Source organism: Janthinobacterium sp. SUN206 (assembly GCF_030587305.1).
Classification (GTDB): Bacteria; Pseudomonadota; Gammaproteobacteria; order Burkholderiales; family Burkholderiaceae_D; genus Janthinobacterium; species Janthinobacterium kumbetense.
This window is the reverse complement of record NZ_JAPWIB010000001.1, coordinates 2,065,388-2,083,113: the sequence shown is the minus strand read 5'-3', so window position 1 is coordinate 2,083,113 and position 17,726 is coordinate 2,065,388. Positions and strand designations below refer to the sequence as shown.

The 17,726-nt window shown below is 63.2% G+C and carries 15 protein-coding genes; 14 read left to right on the top strand and 1 reads right to left on the bottom strand.

Going from position 1 to position 17,726, the window contains the following annotated elements; translation table 11 throughout:
• Window positions 1–83: 83 nt before the first annotated feature.
• Window positions 84–425: a helix-turn-helix domain-containing protein gene (locus O3300_RS09430; protein WP_099667071.1), complete on the top strand. Its 342-nt coding sequence runs from the start codon at window positions 84–86 to the stop codon at window positions 423–425.
• 225 nt (window positions 426–650) lie between these two features.
• Window positions 651–1,193: an NAD(P)H-dependent oxidoreductase gene (locus O3300_RS09425; protein WP_305052774.1), complete on the top strand. Its 543-nt coding sequence runs from the start codon at window positions 651–653 to the stop codon at window positions 1,191–1,193.
• A gap of 16 nt (window positions 1,194–1,209) precedes the next feature.
• Here O3300_RS09425 and O3300_RS09420 read toward each other — a convergent pair whose 3' ends face one another.
• Window positions 1,210–1,674: a hypothetical protein gene (locus O3300_RS09420; protein WP_305052773.1), complete on the bottom strand. Its 465-nt coding sequence runs from the start codon at window positions 1,672–1,674 to the stop codon at window positions 1,210–1,212.
• 115 nt (window positions 1,675–1,789) lie between these two features.
• Here O3300_RS09420 and O3300_RS09415 point away from each other — a divergent pair, with 115 nt between their 5' ends.
• The 12 genes from O3300_RS09415 (at window position 1,790) to surE (ending at window position 17,711) form a co-directional block, all read left to right on the top strand.
• Window positions 1,790–2,764: a LysR family transcriptional regulator gene (locus tag O3300_RS09415; RefSeq protein WP_305052772.1), complete on the top strand. Its 975-nt coding sequence runs from the start codon at window positions 1,790–1,792 to the stop codon at window positions 2,762–2,764.
• Between the two features lie 257 nt (window positions 2,765–3,021).
• Window positions 3,022–5,874, top strand: coding sequence for a 2-oxoglutarate dehydrogenase E1 component (locus O3300_RS09410; protein WP_034789088.1), 2,853 nt, complete (start codon window positions 3,022–3,024; stop codon window positions 5,872–5,874).
• A 117-nt stretch (window positions 5,875–5,991) separates the two neighbouring features.
• Entirely contained in the window at window positions 5,992–7,248 is a 1,257-nt protein-coding gene (gene odhB, locus O3300_RS09405; RefSeq protein WP_230542174.1) for a 2-oxoglutarate dehydrogenase complex dihydrolipoyllysine-residue succinyltransferase, read from the top strand.
• 94 nt (window positions 7,249–7,342) lie between these two features.
• Window positions 7,343–7,720: a PspC domain-containing protein gene (locus O3300_RS09400; RefSeq protein ID WP_077407361.1), complete on the top strand. Its 378-nt coding sequence runs from the start codon at window positions 7,343–7,345 to the stop codon at window positions 7,718–7,720.
• The gene (gene lpdA, locus O3300_RS09395; RefSeq protein WP_034752057.1) at window positions 7,710–9,140 is read left to right on the top strand and encodes a dihydrolipoyl dehydrogenase; all 1,431 of its coding nucleotides are present in this window, start codon (window positions 7,710–7,712) and stop codon (window positions 9,138–9,140) included. The genes O3300_RS09400 and lpdA overlap by 11 nt, the downstream gene beginning before the upstream one ends.
• A gap of 70 nt (window positions 9,141–9,210) precedes the next feature.
• Window positions 9,211–10,308, top strand: a complete 1,098-nt coding sequence (gene zapE, locus O3300_RS09390) for a cell division protein ZapE (protein WP_034752052.1) — start codon at window positions 9,211–9,213, stop codon at window positions 10,306–10,308.
• A gap of 19 nt (window positions 10,309–10,327) precedes the next feature.
• Window positions 10,328–11,053 (top strand): hypothetical protein, encoded by a 726-nt coding sequence (locus O3300_RS09385; RefSeq protein WP_251350500.1) that lies wholly within the window; start codon window positions 10,328–10,330, stop codon window positions 11,051–11,053.
• Between the two features lie 138 nt (window positions 11,054–11,191).
• Complete coding sequence (locus O3300_RS09380) at window positions 11,192–11,392, top strand: YdcH family protein (RefSeq protein ID WP_034752051.1); 201 nt, start codon at window positions 11,192–11,194, stop codon at window positions 11,390–11,392.
• Window positions 11,393–11,453: 61 nt separating this feature from the next.
• Window positions 11,454–13,490, top strand: coding sequence for an ATP-dependent DNA helicase (locus O3300_RS09375; RefSeq protein WP_369812270.1), 2,037 nt, complete (start codon window positions 11,454–11,456; stop codon window positions 13,488–13,490).
• A 283-nt stretch (window positions 13,491–13,773) separates the two neighbouring features.
• Complete coding sequence (locus tag O3300_RS09370) at window positions 13,774–14,379, top strand: toll/interleukin-1 receptor domain-containing protein (protein ID WP_035820738.1); 606 nt, start codon at window positions 13,774–13,776, stop codon at window positions 14,377–14,379.
• Window positions 14,380–14,398: 19 nt separating this feature from the next.
• On the top strand, window positions 14,399–16,879 hold the full coding sequence (locus O3300_RS09365; protein WP_305052771.1) for a tetratricopeptide repeat protein: 2,481 nt from the start codon (window positions 14,399–14,401) through the stop codon (window positions 16,877–16,879).
• A 94-nt stretch (window positions 16,880–16,973) separates the two neighbouring features.
• A complete protein-coding gene (gene surE, locus O3300_RS09360) occupies window positions 16,974–17,711 on the top strand; it encodes a 5'/3'-nucleotidase SurE (RefSeq protein WP_034789072.1) in 738 nt (245 codons plus the stop codon).
• Window positions 17,712–17,726 lie beyond the last annotated feature (15 nt).

Below are 17,726 nucleotides of genomic sequence, written 5' to 3'. Positions count from 1 at the left end.
CGCTTTTTTTATGCCTGTCCGCACCGCCGGCCGCAAGCCGGGCTGGTATGCTCAGGCCTGGCTTCAACAGAAAACATAACGCGATGAATGACGAAACATGCGCCCCCAGCGGCGTAGCCCTGGGCGATACGGCATTTGGCTACACCTTGTCGCTGATCGGCGGCAAGTACAAGATGCTGATCCTGTACGCGCTGGCGGAAAACACCGTGCTGCGGCATAACGAACTCAAGCGGCACCTCGGCGGCATTGCCTTCAAGACCCTCAGCGTGGTCCTGAAGGAACTCGAAGCCGATGCGCTGATCGTGCGCAAGGAATATCCGCAAGTGCCGCCCAAGGTGGAATATTCCCTCTCAAGCAAGGGTGCCTCGCTGATCCCCGTGCTGCATACCTTGTGCGAATGGGGTGAACGGCACCAGCCTGCCTGATCCGGATACGCCTGGTAAAGGGGATTTCTGCAGTCAAGTAACTTACTTTTTATACTGTATGGGTAATCAATGTGCGTACTTGTGGAAAGTACTCGCCATGGTTATGCTGTTTTTGCCCTTGCAGGCGCGCGGCCATGTGCTGCGCGCCTTGGGGCAGGGTACCGGCTTGCCTGCTTTTTTGTGCATGCGCGTCCGGTGCATCCATCCCATATTCAGGAAAGCAGCATGAAGAAAACCCTCGTTATCGTCTTCCATCCCTCGATCGACACCTCGGTCGCCAACAAGCGCTGGCTGCAGGAGCTGGCGCAGCATCCCGAGCGCTACACCCTCCACGACGTGCACCGGGCTTATCCGGATGGAAATATCGATGTGGCGCGGGAGCAGGCGCTGGTGGAGGCGCACGCCAATGTGGTCTTGCAGTTCCCCGTGTACTGGTTTAACTGTCCGCCCTTGCTGAAGCGGTGGCTCGATGACGTGCTGGCGTATGGCTGGGCCTACGGCACGGGCGGCGACGCCTTCAAGGGCCGCAAGGTGGCGCTGGCCGTCACGGCAGGCATTCGCCAGGAAGACTTCACGCCGGAAGGCAAGTGGAAGGTCACCCTGGCGCAGCTGCTGGCGCCGTTCGATGTCACTCTGGCGTATATCGGCGCCGACAACCGCCGCTTCTTTGCCTTCTATGGTGCGGAAGACGGGCCGAAGGAAGCGGGTTATGCCGGGCGGCTGGCGCGCAGCGCGCAAGAGTATGAACGCTTCCTGGCCGCTTTGTAAGAGCGCTGGTTCAGCCTCAGTTCAAGGCCGCTTCCAGCTGGTGCAGGGCGACCTGCCGGCCCTCCAGCTGCAGGCTGTCGCCCTCATAGGGTTGCGGCAGGACGATGCGGTGCGGCGCATTGTGCTTGAGGATGCCGCCCCAGTGGGCGACCCTGGCGCCGGCCTGGCGGCGTATCGCCTCGACCGTGGCGCCGCTGGCGAGGATATGGGCCTGCGGAAAAGCTTGCTGCAGCACGCCCAGGCCGAAATAGGCTTGTGGTTCGGCCGCGCTGATATAGATGGTGGTCAGGCGCTTGCCGCTGGCGGCGATGGTGTGCGCTAACTGCGCCGCATCGTCGCGCAGGAACTGGGTATTGACGAGGATGGCGTCCGCCACGCCGCTCAGCAGCAGCGAGGTGGACGGTGCGCGGCCCAGCACATCCAACTGGAAGGTCTCCAGCGTGCGGTAGGGGTGAAAGGGGAGGGCGGCGCGTGCAAGCATATTATTCTTTCAATATTAGATACTCTCTCGCATATTATCCTTTCGACCAGGCACGGGAAATAGGGTAGATTGCAATACTTAGTTGCATGAATCGGATGAATCAAGGAGTACCCGCATGGACCGCATCACCGCCGCACAAGTATTCGTCGCCATCGCCGAGCGTGGCAGCATGGTGGCCGCCAGCGACGCGCTCGACATGTCGCGCGCCATGGTGACGCGCTACCTGGCCGAGATGGAGCAGTGGGCGGGGGCGCGCTTGCTGCATCGCACCACGCGCCGTTTGAGCCTGACGGATGCGGGCGAGGCCACCCTGGCGCGCTGCCGGCAGATGCTGGAAGTGGCCGGCGCCATGGCCGTCACCTCGCCCGAGGGCTTCGACACGCCGCACGGCTTGCTGCGCATCACCTGCTCGCAATCGCTGGCGCAGACGGCGCTGGCCGGCGCAGTGACCGCTTACCTGCGGCGCTACCCGCGCGCCGCCGTCGACCTGCAGATGGAGAACCGCGCCGTCAATCTGGTGGAGCAGCGCATCGACCTGGCGATCCGCATCACGAACGCGCTCGAGCCGAACCTGATCGCGCGCCAGCTGGCCAGCTGCGCTTCGGTGGTGTGCGCCGCACCATCGTACCTGGCGGCGCACGGCACGCCGCGCAGGGCGGAAGACCTGGCCCTGCACAACTGCCTGACGTACACGTATTTCGGCAAGAGCCTGTGGCAGTTCACGCACGACGGGGAAGCGCTCACTGTTCCCGTCAGCGGCCGCCTGTCGGCGAATGAGTCGCTGGTCCTGCTGGTGGCAACGGTGGCGGGGGCGGGCATCGCCATGCAGCCGCGCTATTCGGCCGCGCCGCTGATCGCCAGCGGGCAGCTGGTGGAGCTCCTGCCCGCGTACCAGCCGCAGGACATGGGCATCTACGGCATCTACACCTCGCGGCAGCACATGTCGCCCTTGCTGCGCACCATGCTCGACTTCCTGGTGGAGTGGTTTGCCGGTGATCCCGATTGGCTGGCGGCCATCGCGGCGGCGCCGTTGCCGGGCAGACCAGTTGGACGCAAGCGGCACGCCGGCAGGGCTGCCGATGTGCTGTAAGCGCAACAGTGACAGGCTTGCAAGCCCGGGAAAATCAACAACACAGCTTACATTTGCTTGCCAAATAAAATTCAACTAGCGGTTGTTGCGTTACAATACCGCGTGCTATTCTAAATGACGGTATGCAGAATGCTGGTGCAATAAAAAAGCCCTTCCCCACAACTTGATGTGCAATCCGCTAACCGGTCAGGCCGTGTCGCGGAAGGTTAGATTAACCCGCTAATTCCTCGCGAAGCGCGAAGAAAGGTGAGCAATATATGCAGCAATTAACGACCAACTCCTACCTGTTCGGTGGGAATGCTCCGTACGTGGAAGACCTGTACGAGGCGTATCTGAACAACCCAGGCTCGGTACCCGATAACTGGCGTTCCTACTTCGACGCAATGCAGCACGTGCCTGCCGTCGATGGCACCAACAAGCCTGACGTGGCGCATGCCTCCGTCGTCGCCTCGTTCGCCGAGCGCGCAAAAGCTGGTCCGATCCGCACCGTGACCGCTTCCTTCGATGCTGAAATGGGCCGCAAGCGCGTCGCCGCCACGCAGCTGATCGCCGCTTACCGCTACCTCGGTTCGCACTGGGCCAACCTGGATCCGCTGCAACGCCAGGAACGTCCGATGATCCCTGAGCTCGAGCCGAGCTTCTACGGTTTCACCGATGCGGACATGGACACCGTGTTCAACATCAGCAATACCTATTTTGGCCCCGAGACCGCCACCCTGCGCGATCTGCTCAACTATCTGCGCGATACCTACACGCGTTCGATCGGCGCCGAATTCATGTACATCTCCGACCCGGCCGAAAAGCGCTGGCTGCAGGAGAAACTGGAAGCGATCCGCTCCACCCCGAATTTCACCCCAGAGAAAAAAATCCACATCCTCGACCGCCTGACCGCGGCCGAAGGCCTGGAACGCTATCTGCACACCCGCTACGTGGGCCAGAAGCGCTTCTCCCTGGAAGGCGGCGAAACCTTCATCGCCTCGATGGATGAAACCATCCAGCGCGCCGGCGAAAAAGGCGTGCAGGAAATCGTGATCGGCATGGCCCACCGCGGCCGCCTGAACGTGCTGGTGAACACCCTGGGCAAGGCGCCGCAGGAACTGTTCGAAGAATTCGAAGGCAAGCATGGCGACGACCTGCCTGCCGGCGACGTGAAATACCATCAAGGTTTCTCGTCCGACATCTCCACCGCAGGCGGCCCGGTCCACCTGTCGCTGGCGTTCAACCCGTCGCACCTGGAAATCGTCAACCCTGTGGTCGAAGGTTCCGTCAAGGCCCGCATGGATCGCCGCGGCGACGCGCAAGGCGCGCAAGTGCTGCCTATCCTGGTGCACGGCGATGCCGCTTTCGCCGGCCAGGGCGTGGTCATGGAAACGCTGAATCTGGCGCAAACCCGTGGCTACCATACCGGCGGCACGGTGCATATCGTGATCAACAACCAGATCGGTTTCACCACCTCGGATCCGCGCGATGCCCGCTCGACCCTGTACTGCTCCGACGTCGTCAAGATGATCGAAGCACCGGTCCTGCACATCAATGCCGATGATCCGGAAGCCGTGGTGCTGGCGACGCAGATCGCGCTCGACTACCGCATGGAATTCAAGAAGGACATCGTCCTCGACATCATCTGCTACCGCAAGCTTGGCCACAACGAGCAAGATACGCCGGCACTGACGCAGCCACTGATGTACAAGAAGATCGGCCAGCATCCAGGCACCCGCAAGCTGTACGCGGACAAGCTGGTAGCGCAAGGCGTGATTCCTGCCGATGGCGGCGACAAGATGGTGGCCGCCTTCCGCGACGCCATGGACGCCGGCAAGCACACCGTCGATCCGGTCATCTCGAACTTCAAGAACAAGTACGCCGTCGACTGGCTGCCGTTCCTGAACAAGAAATGGACCGATTCGGCCGACACCGCCGTGCCGATGACGGAACTGAAACGCCTGGCCACCCGCATCACCACCGTGCCGGAAGACTTCAAGGTCCACTCGCTGGTTGAAAAAGTACTGGGCGACCGCGGCACCATGGGCCGTGGCGAAATGAACCTCGACTGGGGCATGGGCGAACACCTGGCCTACGCATCGCTGGTATCGTCCGGCTACGCCATCCGCCTGACGGGCCAGGACGCCGGCCGCGGCACCTTCGTGCACCGCCACGCCGTCCTGCATGACCAGAACCGCGAGCGTTGGGATGCAGGTACCTACATTCCGCTGCAAAACGTGTCGGACAACCAGGCGCCGTTCACCGTCATCGACTCGGTGCTGTCCGAAGAAGCCGTACTGGCCTTCGAATACGGCTACTCGACCGCTGAACCGAACACCCTGACGATCTGGGAAGCCCAGTTCGGCGACTTCGCCAACGGCGCGCAAGTGGTCATCGACCAGTTCATCAGCTCCGGCGAAGTGAAGTGGGGCCGCGCTTCCGGCCTGGTCATGATGCTGCCGCACGGTTACGAAGGCCAGGGTCCTGAACACTCGTCCGCGCGTCCGGAACGTTTCCTGCAGCTGTGCGCAGACAACAACATGCAAGTGGTGCAGCCGACGACGGCTTCGCAGATCTTCCATTTGCTGCGCCGCCAGATGGTCCGTCAGTTCCGCAAGCCGCTGGTCATCCTGACGCCGAAGTCGCTGTTGCGCAACAAGGATGCCGGTTCGCCGCTGACCGACCTGGCCAAGGGCGGTTTCCAGACCGTCATCGGCGAAGTCGACGACAAAATCGATGCCAAGAAAGTCAAGCGCGTGGTCGCCTGCTCGGGCAAGGTCTACTACGACCTGGTCAACGCACGCAAGACCCGCGGCCAGACCGACACGGCCATCGTGCGCCTGGAACAGCTGTATCCGTTCCCGCACAAGTCGTTCGCTGCTGAACTGAAGAAGTTCCCGAACCTGGTCGAAGTCGTCTGGGCGCAGGACGAGCCGCAAAACCAGGGCGCCTGGTTCCAGATCCAGCACAACATCTTCGAAGGCCTGGAATCGGGTCAGCGTCTGGCTTACGCCGGCCGTCCTGCTTCGGCGTCGCCTGCTGTCGGTTACTATGACAAGCACTACGCCCAGCAAAAAGATCTGCTGGAAACGGCATTCTCGAAGCTGAAGGGTTTTATCCTGACCAAGTAAGTGGCAGGATGACGGGTGCCGTGCGTATGCATGGTGCCTGTTCGCATACATCGTGACGGAGCGCCGCCCTTGCTACGCAGGGGCGGCGCCGCAATAACAAAATAAACGGAGTTTTACATGGCACAAATCGAAGTCAAAGTTCCCCAGTTGTCGGAATCGGTTGCAGAAGCGACCCTGCTGGCATGGCACAAGAAAGTCGGCGAAGCAGTTGCGCGCGACGAAAACATGATCGATATCGAAACCGATAAAGTGGTGCTGGAACTGCCGGCGCCAGCCGCTGGCGTGATCGTTCAAATTATCAAGGCTGACGGCGCTACCGTCGTCGCCGGCGAAGTCATCGCCATCATCGACACCGACGGCTCGGCCAAGGTCAGCCCGATGGAAGTGTCGGCCGTGCCTGCACCAGCCCTGGCTGCCGCCGCACAAGACGCCGCTACCGCGTCCGCGCCAGCCGCTGCGACCAAAGGCGATGTCGCCATGCCTGCCGCCGCCAAGATCCTGTCCGAAAAAGGCCTGTCCGCTGGCGACGTCGCCGGTTCGGGCAAAGACGGCCGCGTGACCAAGGGCGACGCCCTGGCCGCTTCCGCCAAGCCAGCTGTCGCGCCACTGGCGCCAGCCGCTGCCAAGCCAGCGCTGCAACAAGTTGCCACGCCGTCGGCCGCCAGCCTGGGCGACCGCCCTGAAGAGCGCGTGCCGATGAGCCGCCTGCGCGCACGTATCGCCGAGCGCCTGCTGCAATCGCAATCGACGAACGCCATCCTGACCACGTTCAATGAAGTGAACATGCAGCCGGTCATCGACCTGCGCAACAAGTACAAGGACAAGTTCGAGAAAGAGCACGGCGTCAAGCTGGGCTTCATGTCCTTCTTCGTCAAGGCCGCCGTCGCCGCGCTGAAAAAGTACCCGATCATCAATGCCTCCGTTGACGGCAACGACATCGTCTACCACGGCTACTTCGACATCGGCATCGCCGTCGGTTCGCCACGCGGCCTGGTCGTGCCTATCATCCGCAACGCGGACCAGCTGTCGATCGCCGACATCGAGAAAAAAATCGGTGAATTCGGCGCGAAAGCCAAGGAAGGCAAGCTGACCCTGGACGACCTGACGGGCGGCACGTTCTCGATCTCGAACGGCGGCACCTTCGGCTCCATGCTGTCGACCCCGATCATCAACCCGCCGCAATCGGCCATCCTGGGCGTGCATGCGACCAAGGACCGCGCAGTTGTCGAAAACGGCCAGATCGTGGTGCGTCCGATGAACTACCTGGCCATGTCCTACGACCACCGCATCATCGACGGCCGCGAAGCCGTCCTGGGCCTGGTGGCGATGAAAGAAGCGCTGGAAGATCCTGCACGCCTGCTGCTGGACCTGTAAGCACTGTAGTCCCCCGGCGTAGCCGCCGGGGCAATGTAGCTGATACCCCTTGCCAGAAGACGCAGCTGGCTGATCTCAATGAAAGAGGATTCCCATGAACGTCTCTGAAGAAATCAAGCGTCTGCACGAGTTGCACCTGGCAGGTGCCCTGAGCGACGCGGAATTCGCGCAAGCGAAAGCCAAGCTCCTGAGCAATATCAACCTGGACAAACCGGACAACGCGTCCGGTGCCGCCTCCGGCCCCGCGAACGACCTGGTGCAGGAATTCAACCGCCTGCGCCGGTCGCGCAACGACCGCTGGCTCGGCGGCGTGTGCGGCGGCCTGGGTCGCGCTTCCGGCATGGAAGCGTGGATCTGGCGCCTCGTCTTCGTCCTGTTTACATTGACCTTCGGCTTCGGCGTGGTGATTTACCTTCTATTGTGGATTTTCGTACCAGACGAAGAGATTGGAATAACAAAACATGAGTACTAAACAATTTGACGTAGTTGTCATCGGTGCGGGCCCTGGCGGCTACATCGCCGCCATCCGCGCAGCGCAGCTGGGCTTTTCCGTCGCTTGCGTCGACGAGTGGTCGAACGCCAAGGGCGGCGCCGCGCCTGGCGGTACCTGCACCAACGTCGGCTGCATCCCGTCGAAAGCGCTGCTGCAATCGTCCGAGCATTTCGAACACGCGGGCCACAGCTTCGCCGAGCACGGCATCGACGTCGCCGGCCTGAAGCTGAACCTGGGCCAGATGCTCAAGCGCAAAGACACCGTCGTCAAGCAAAACAACGACGGCATACTGTATCTGTTCAAGAAGAACAAGATCGCCTTCTTCCACGGCCGCGCCGCTTTCGCTGCCGCCGCCGCTGGCACGTATGACATCAGCGTGACGGGCGAAGCCAACGAAACCCTGACGGCCAAGCACGTGGTCATCGCCACGGGTTCGAACGCGCGCGAACTGCCGGGCGCACCTTTCGACGAGAAATTGATCCTGTCGAACACGGGCGCACTGGCCATCGACGCGGTACCAGCCAAGCTGGGCGTCATCGGTGCCGGCGTGATCGGCCTGGAAATGGGCAGCGTCTGGCGCCGCCTGGGTTCCGACGTCACCGTGCTGGAAGGCCTGCCGGTCTTCCTGGGCGCTGTCGACGAGCAGATCGCCAAGGAAGCGTCGAAGCTGTTCACCAAGCAAGGCTTGAAGATCAACCTCGGTTGCAAGATCGGTGCGATCACGCCAGGCAAGAAAGACGTCACCGTGGAATTCGTGGACGCCAAGGGCGAAGCGCAAAAAGCCGTGTTCGACAAACTGATCATCTCGATCGGCCGTACGCCGAACACGAATGGCCTGGGTGCCGACAAGGTCGGCCTGCAGCTGGACGAGCGCGGCTTCATCGCCGTCGACGGCGACTGCAAGACCAACCTGCCGAACGTGTGGGCAGTGGGCGACGTCGTGCGCGGCCCGATGCTGGCGCACAAGGCGGAAGAAGAAGGCGTTGCCGTGGCCGAGCGTATCGCCGGCCAGCACGGTCACACCAACTTCAACACGATTCCTTGGGTGATCTACACCTCGCCGGAAATCGCGTGGGTCGGCAAGACCGAGCAAACCCTGAAGGCCGAAGGCATCGCCTACAAGGCCGGTACCTTCCCGTTCATGGCCAACGGCCGTGCGCGCGCGCTGGGCGACACCTCGGGCATGGTGAAATTCCTGGCCGATGCGACGACCGATGAAATCCTCGGCGTGCACATCGTCGGCCCGATGGCCTCCGAATTGATTTCCGAAGCCGTCGTGGCGATGGAATTCAAGGCTTCGGCCGAAGACATCGCGCGCATTTGCCACGCTCACCCATCCCTGTCGGAAGCGACCAAGGAAGCGGCACTGGCGGTTGACAAGCGCACGTTGAACTTTTAATTGTAGTTAGTCCTACGGGGGCGCTCGCGGATTTTTTCCGCCGGCGCCCCTGTGCGTTAAAGCGAATCCCATGAACGTAGAAGAGTTTTACCAGCACGCGCTGCAGAAGCGTGATTTCAAGGCCGATGCCGCCCAGCGGCGCGCGGTCGACCGCCTGCAGCTGTGCTATGACGAGTGGGTGGCCTACAAGGGCCAGCGCTCGAGCACCTTCAAGCGCCTGCTGAACCGTCCTGCCGTGCCGAAAGGCGTGTATATGTGGGGTGGGGTGGGGCGCGGCAAATCGTTCCTGATGGACAGTTTTTACTCGGTCGTGCCCCTGGTGCGCAAGACGCGCCTGCACTTCCACGAATTCATGCGCGGCGTGCATCAGCAGCTCGATGAATTGAAAGGCGTGGCCGACCCGCTCGACGAGGTGGCCAAGCGCATCGCCAAGAAATACCGTTTGATCTGTTTCGATGAATTCCACGTCTCCGACATCGCCGACGCGATGATCCTGTACAACCTGCTGTCGGCCCTGTTCGCCAACGGCGTGTCCTTCATCATGACCTCGAATTACGATCCGGACCTGCTGTATCCGGACGGCCTGCACCGCGACCGCATGCTGCCGACCATCGCGCTGCTCAAGGACAAGCTCGACGTGATGAACGTCGACGCGGGCGTCGATTACCGCGGCCGCGCGCTGGAGCAGGTGGAAAGTTACTACACGCCGCTCGGCGCGGAGACCGACAAGGCTTTGCGCGACGCTTACACGCGCATCGCCGAGACGGCAGACGAAGACGCGCGCATCCGCATCGAAAGCCGCGAAATCCATTGCCTGCGCCGCGCCGGCGGCATCATCTGGTTCGATTTCGCCACTCTGTGCGGCGGTCCCCGCTCGCAAAATGATTACCTGGAAATCGCCAGCCGCTTCCATACGGTGATATTGTCCGGCATACCGGCCATGTCGGCGGCGCAGTCGTCCGAAGCGCGCCGCTTTACCTGGCTGATCGACGTGTTTTATGACCAGAAGGTCAAGCTGATCATGTCGGCCGAAGTGCCGCCTGATGAGTTGTACACGAACGGCATGCTGGCCAACGAGTTTCACCGCACCGTTTCGCGTATCATCGAGATGCAATCGCGCGAATACATGGAAAAAGAACAGCGCGGCGCGGCCGACGCGATCGTTTGAGGCAGGGATAAGGAACATGATGGCAAATACACTATACAAGCTGGGTGCGGCGCTGGGCCTGGTCCTGGCGTTGTCCGCCTGCGCGCACCAGGGTGCCGCGGCGTTGGATGAGGTCGGCGCGCCGCAGGTGCCCGCCACCTTGTCGGTGGACGAGGCGGACGCCAAGCTGAAGCTGGTCGCCAGCGAGCGCGCGGCAGCGGAAAACGAGTTTGCCACGCGCGAACTGGAGTGCTACGACAAGTTTTTCGTGAATAACTGCCTGGACAAGGCCAAGGAAAAGCGCCGCCTGATCCTCGTGCGCCTGCGCGCCGTCGAAGCGGAAGCGAATTACTTCAAGCGCGCCGAGTCCGTGCGTTTGCGCGATATCGACCTGGCCCGGACGCAGGAAAGTGCGCGCCTGGACGCCGAACAGCGTGCCGCGGCCTTGCCCAAGCCCGTGAAAGTGGTCGCGCCCGAGCCGGCGCCGCCCAAGCCGGAAGGCAAGAGCGTGGCCGAGCGCGAGGCTGAGCACGCGGCGAAGGTGGCGAAGCAGGCCGCCGCCGACGCTGCCGAGGCCCCGCGCCGCGCCGCCCGCGAAGCAGCCTATTCGAAAAAACAGGCTGACGCCGTGGCGCGCCAGAAACGGGTGGCGCAACGCCTGGCCGAGCGCCAGGCCGAGGCGCAGGCCAAGGCTGCCAAGGCGGCGGCCGCCGCTGCCAGCACGCCGGCCGTTGCTGTACCTGTGCCTGTGCCGCCGGCCAAATAACGCTGCCGCGCAGGGGGCAGGCCGGAAAGGGCGTGCCCTAAGCCGCGCGGCAGGTTAAACTACGCCCACTGGCTGCCTGCGTACGCTGCGCGCGCCGGTTTCCCAACACCGTTACCAACACTGCCTGGAACGCAACACATGAGCGATGCACAGCAAATAGAGCGGCGCCTGATTGAACTCAACGTGGAACACCGCGACCTCGATGCCGTCATCGAGTTGCTGATACTCGATGGCCACCATGACGAGCTGCAACTGCGCCGCCTGAAAAAACGCAAATTGCAATTGAAGGATCACATCACCTTGCTGAAAATGCAGTTGGTGCCCGACGTTCCCGCCTGAGGGGCGCCAGTAGCGTCCAGTCCAGCCTTCACCTAAGTATATTTTGACCGATCACAATTTATTGCCCGCAAGCCCAGATGGCCAGCCTGCCGATCTGCCAGCCAGTCTGCCCGCCGAGCTCCAGGCGCCGCCTGGCAAGCACGATGCCGACATCGAGCGCCTGTTTGGCGCCGGCGGCCCGCTCGGTCCGGCCGTGGGCAGCTACAAGCCGCGCCGTTCGCAAACGGAAATGGCGAAAGCCATCGCCAGCGCCATCGACAGCCAGACGACCCTGATCGCCGAGGCGGGCACGGGCACAGGCAAGACCTTCGCCTACCTGGTGCCGGCCCTGATGTGGGGCGGCAAGACCATTGTGTCCACCGGTACCAAAAACTTGCAGGATCAGCTATTCCTGCGCGATATCCCCACCGTGCGCGCCGCGCTGCAGGCGCCCGTTTCCGTCGCCTTGCTGAAGGGGCGCTCGAACTATGTCTGCCACTATCACCTGGAACGCACCCTGCAAAACGGGCGCATGACGTCGCGCGACGACGTGGGCCACCTGCGCGAAATTTCGCGCTTCATCAAGATGACCAGCTCGGGCGACAAGGCCGAGCTGACCAAGGTGCCGGAAAACGCCATGATCTGGAACCTGGTGACGTCCACGCGCGACACCTGCATGGGCGCCGAGTGCCAGTATTACCAGGATTGCTTCGTCATGAAGGCCCGCAAGGAAGCCCAGCAGGCCGACGTGGTGGTGGTCAACCATCACTTGTTCTTTGCCGACGTGGCCCTGAAGGATACGGGCGTGGCGGAATTGCTGCCATCGGCCAACACCATCATCTTCGATGAGGCGCACCAGTTGCCCGACACGGCCACTTTGTTCTTTGGCAATACGGTGTCGACGTCGCAAATCCTGGAACTGTGCCGCGACGTGCTGGCCGAGGGCCTCGCGCATGCGCGCGGCATCGACTGGGCCAAGACCGTCACGGTGGTGGAAAAGGCGGCGCGCGACCTGCGCCTGACCTTCCCGCAGGATATCGTGCGCCTGTCCCTGCCGCAGATCGCCCCCTCGAGCGACTTTTTCCCCGCGCTCGACACCCTCAAGGATGAGCTCGACGGCATGGTGGCCGTGCTGGAAACCCAGGCGGAACGGGCGGAAACGCTGGAACAGTGCCGCGTGCGCGGCGTCGAGCTGGCGCAGCAGCTGAGCGGCTGGAAGTTCGATCCGAAAGCCAAGGTTGCGGCCGGCGAGGAAGCCGTGTTCTGGGTGGAAGCGTTTTCCAGTTCCTTGCAATTGCATAAAACGCCATTGTCGATCGCGCCCATCTTCAACAACCAGCGCGAAGGCACGCCGCGCAGCTGGATTTTCACGTCCGCCACCCTGGCCGTGAAAAACGACTTCAAGCATTTTTCCGAACAGATGGGCTTGACGGGCGAACCGTCGCACACGTGGCCGAGCCCGTTCGATTATGGCGAGCAAGGCTTGCTGTTCGTGCCGCAAAACCTGCCGCAACCGAATTCGCTCGGCTACACGGACGCCGTCATCGACTGCGCCTTGCCCATCATCGAGGCGGCGGGCGGGCGCACTTTCTTCCTGTGCACCACCTTGCGCGCCGTCAAGCGCGCGGCCGAACGGCTGGCCGATGAATTCAAGCAGCGTGGCCTGAACTTCCCCCTGTTCGTGCAGGGAGAAAAGGGACGCACGGAATTGCTGGACCAGTTCCGCGCGGCCGGCAATGGCGTGCTGATCGGCAGCCAGAGTTTCTGGGAAGGCGTCGACGTGCGCGGCGATGCGCTGTCGCTCGTGATCATCGACAAGCTGCCGTTCGCGCCGCCCGACGATCCCGTGCTGGCGGCGCGCATTGAAGTGATGGAAAAGCAGGGCAAGAACGGCTTCATGCACCATTCGCTGCCGGAAGCCATCATCAACCTGAAGCAGGGCGCGGGCCGCCTGATCCGTGACGAGGGCGACCGGGGCGTGCTGATGATCTGCGATCCGCGCCTCATTTCCAAGCCGTACGGCAAGCGCATCTGGCAAAGCCTGCCGCCGTTCAAGCGCACGCGCGACACCGCCGAAGTGGTTGAGTTCTTCCGCAACCTGCCCGCCAGGGGCGCCTAAGTCCTCGCTTAAGTCCTGCCTGCCGGCGCCATCCGCGCGCCGGCGTATTTCCCTTTGTTATCAATCACATGGCGTTTTTCGCGCGGCGCCCGCTTGCGCGCCCGGCATGCCAGAAATCGGCGCGATCGCGCCAGTTTCTGGCATTTTTCCTCATGTCCAGGACGCCAGACACATCTTTGCGCCAGCGCAAACAGGCTTGTTGCCGAGCGGTCTACAGTGAGCTCATGCCTTGCAGGGTCAAGGCGCGGCGATGGCAGGGCCGCACGGGGAACAGGGGGATGCCATGGAGATCCGCTACGGCTGTTTCTTGAGCTACGCGCACGGCCAATATGCGTTCATGAACAAGTTCAAGAATGACCTCATCGAGGCGTTGGCTTGCTATCTGGAACCGCACCTGGACCGCGAGGAAGTCCTGTTCATCGACAGCGAGCAACTGGGCGGCGGCGACGATATCGACTTGCGCGTGGCGCGCGCCATGTGCCAGAGCGTGTGCATGATCGTGCTGTACACGCCCAAATATGAAGCGCACGGCTACACGCGGCGCGAATTTGCCGCCATGCAATTGATCGAGCAGGAGCGGCGCGCCTGGTACGACTTGCCCAGCCACCTGATCATTCCCATCATCATGACGCGCCATCCGGACGGCTTGCCGCCGCAAATCACGGAATCGGGCCTGTACGTGGATTTTTCCGGCTATACCCTGGCCAGCGGCGACCTGAAATCGAATCCGCAATACCTGCCCGACATCGAACGCATCGTGCAGCGCATCGCCACGCATTACCACTTGCTCAAGCGGTCAACACCGCCCGGCCACGATTGCAGCCGTTTCGTGTTGCCCGCTATTCCGCCGGAATGGCGCGCCATTCCGCCTCCCCACTTTCCACGTTAATCACGTAAAAGGTCCTGTCATGGAATGCCAACGCCTCTCCCTGCCGCCTTTGAGCGCCCCTGGCGAAGTCGTCACCTTCTACTCCTACAAGGGCGGTACCGGCCGCACCATGGCCCTGTCGAACATCGCCGTGCTGCTGGCGCGCCGCGAAAACGCCAGCGTGCCCGTGCTGATGCTGGACTGGGACATGGAAGCGCCGGGCCTGCACCATTATTTCGAACAGCACGAGGAGCGACCGGGCGTGCTCGAGTTCTTCGAGGCGTGCCGCCAGCAGCTCGAGCGCATCAGCCTGGAAACGGCGGGCGCGCGCGCCGGCGGGCAGGCCAGGGGCCGGGAAGATGGGGGGCGCGAGGATGCGGCGCTGGCCCAGCGCGTGCTCGACGCCATCGACTGGCAGCAGTACGTGGTGCGCGTCGACCAAGGCAGTCCGCTGTACCTGATGCGCGCGGGGCGCTTCGACGCCAGCTACAGCGAGCGCCTGGCGCAGATGCGCTGGGATCAGCTGTTCGACAGCTGCCCGGCCCTGTTCCGCTGCTTCGCCGATACCCTGGCCCAGCATTTCCGTTACGTGCTGGTCGATTCGCGCACGGGCCGCACGGACAGCGCGGGCATCTGCACCACCTTGCTGCCGAAAAAGCTGGTGGTGGTCTTCACGCCGAACCGGCAAAGCCTGGAAGGCGTCGACGCGCTTGTCACGCGGGCCATCGAATACCGCCGCAGCCATGAAGACGAACAGCGCCCGCTGCTCGTGTACCCCTTGCCCTCGCGCATAGAAATGGGCGACGGGGCGCAGCGCGCCGAGTGGCGCCGCGGCGATGCGCACAAGGGCATCGCCGGCTTCCAGCCCATGTTCGAGCGCCTGCTGCGCACCTCGTATGGCTTGCCGCAGATCGCCCTCGACAGTTATTTCGACGAAGTCCAGCTGCAGCAGACGAAAACCTTTGCCTATGGCGAGCAATTGGCCGTGCGCATAGACCAGGGCGGCGACCGCTTTTCCCTCACGCGCACCTTCGAAGCCTTTTTGCACTGGCTGACGGGCGGCTACTTCCCCTGGCAATCGAGCCGTGAAATCGCCTTGCTGGGCGCCATCAGCGAAGCGCGCCAGGCCTTGCAGGCCGAACCGGGCCGCGCCGTGGCCCTGCCGCTGGCGCGCGACCTGGCGCGCCTGGGCGAGTTGTACCGCAAGGATGGCCGCAGCGGGCAGGCGCTCGATGCCTTCCGCCAAAGCGTCGAGATCCGCGTGCGCCTGTTGGGCGAGGAGCATCCCGACAGCCTGGCGTGCAAGAGCGGCATGGCGCGCCTGTTGCGCCAGCTGGGCAAGCTCGAGGAAGCCCGCTTCCTGGAAGAAGACGTGCTCGACGTGCGCGAACGGGTGCTGGGCAGCGAACATCCCGATACCCTGGCCGCCCGGGCCTGCCTGGCGAAAACCCTGTTGCTGCAGGGTGAACTGGCGGCGGCGCTGCTGCTGCAGGATGCGGTGCTGGCAAGCTATGCGCGCCAGCTGGGCGGCGAGCATCCGCTGACCCTGGAAGCGATGGATGGCCGCGCCGCCACCTTGCTGCGCATGGGCCGGCTGGCGCAGGCGCAGCAAGTGCTGGCCACGGTGGTGGCGGCGCGCGAGCGCCTGTTTGGCGCCGAGCATGGCGATACCTTGCGCAGCAAGCTGGCCCTGGCGCAGGCGCTGGGGCGTGAAGGCGACCTGGAAGGGGCGCGGCGCCTGTTCGCTGCCGTGCTGCAGGCGCAGGAGCGGCGCCTGGGCAGCGACCATGCGGCCACCCTGGCCACGCGCGATTTGCTGGCCGACATCGTCGCCGGGCAGGGCGACTGGGCCGGCGCGCGCCAGTTGCATGAAGACCAGGTGGCGGCGCGCGAGCGCACGCACGGGCTCGATCATCCGGAAACCCTGATGAGCCAGCGCAAGCTGGCCGAGGCACTGCTGCGGCGCGGTGAACTCGATGCGGCGCGCAGCGTGCAGGAGCAGGTGCTGGAAGTGCATGCGCGCCTGCTGGGCGAAGACCACCTCGATACCTTGCACAGCAAGACGCAACTTGCCGGCACCTTGCAGCAGCAGGGCGACAGCGCGGCGGCGCGCCTGCTGGAAGATGCCGTGCTCAGCGGCAGCGACCGGCTCTTGAACGCGCCCGTCACGGGACATGCAGACAGCGTGCTGGACGGCGCGCGACATTTGCAGGAAACCATCCTGGCCGGCCGCGCCAACGGGCACGAAGGGGCCGAGCCGGAGACCCTGGCCAGCATGATCTCTATGCTGCAAGGCATGATCGAGCGCGAACAGTATGCGCAGGCGGGCGAACTGGCCGAACATTTGAAGTCTTGCCTGCTGCGTCCGGGCGTGCCTGGCAAGCTGCGCAGGCGTGGCATGGCGCAGCTGAAAAGGATGTACAAATTACAAGGCGATTTGAATGCCTTGCTGGCCTTGCAGGAGGATGAAGTGCAGGCGCTGGAAGGGGCGCTGTCCGAGGCGCGCATCGAGCAGCGCTGATGCGGCGCGCCATGTCCGCGCGGCGGCACAAATAATGCTGTCTATCGGCGTGCGGTACGCGCAGTGTTGGCATTGCTTCAGGTAAAATCTCGTTATGAGAATTCTTATCAGTAACGACGACGGCTACCTGGCGCCTGGCTTGGCGGCCCTGGCCGATGCGCTCGCCCCTATTGCCGACATCGTCGTGGTGGCGCCCGACAGCAACCGTTCGGGCGCGTCCAATTCGCTGTCCCTGGACCGGCCCTTGTCCGTGCACAAGGCCGCCAACGGCTTTTATTTTGTCAACGGCACTCCCACCGACTGCGTGCACGTGGCGCTGACGGGCATGCTGATCGAGCGCCCCGACCTGGTGGTCTCCGGCATCAACAACGGCCCCAACATGGGCGACGACACCCTGTATTCGGGTACCGTGGCCGCCGCCACGGAAGGCTATCTGTTCGGCATTCCCGCCATCGCCTTTTCCCAGTCGCAGTTTGGCTGGGCCAACCTGGACGCGGCCGCCCGCGTGGCGAGGGAAATCGTCGAGCGCCAGTTTGACGCCCTGCAGAAACCGTATCTGCTGAACGTGAATATCCCCGCCATTCCTTACGAGCAAATGCAAGGCGTGGTGGCCACGCGCCTGGGCAAGCGCCATTCGGCCGAGCCCGTGATCCGCGCGCTCGACCCCCGCGGCCGTGAAATCTTCTGGATCGGCCCCGCCGGCGCCGCCAAGGAAGGCGGTCCGGGCACGGACTTCCATGCTGTTGAACATGGGCAAGTGTCGATCACGCCGCTGCAGATCGACCTGACCCATACCACCCAACTCGATGCACTGGCAAAAGGCCTGGCATGACCGCTCACGATGACC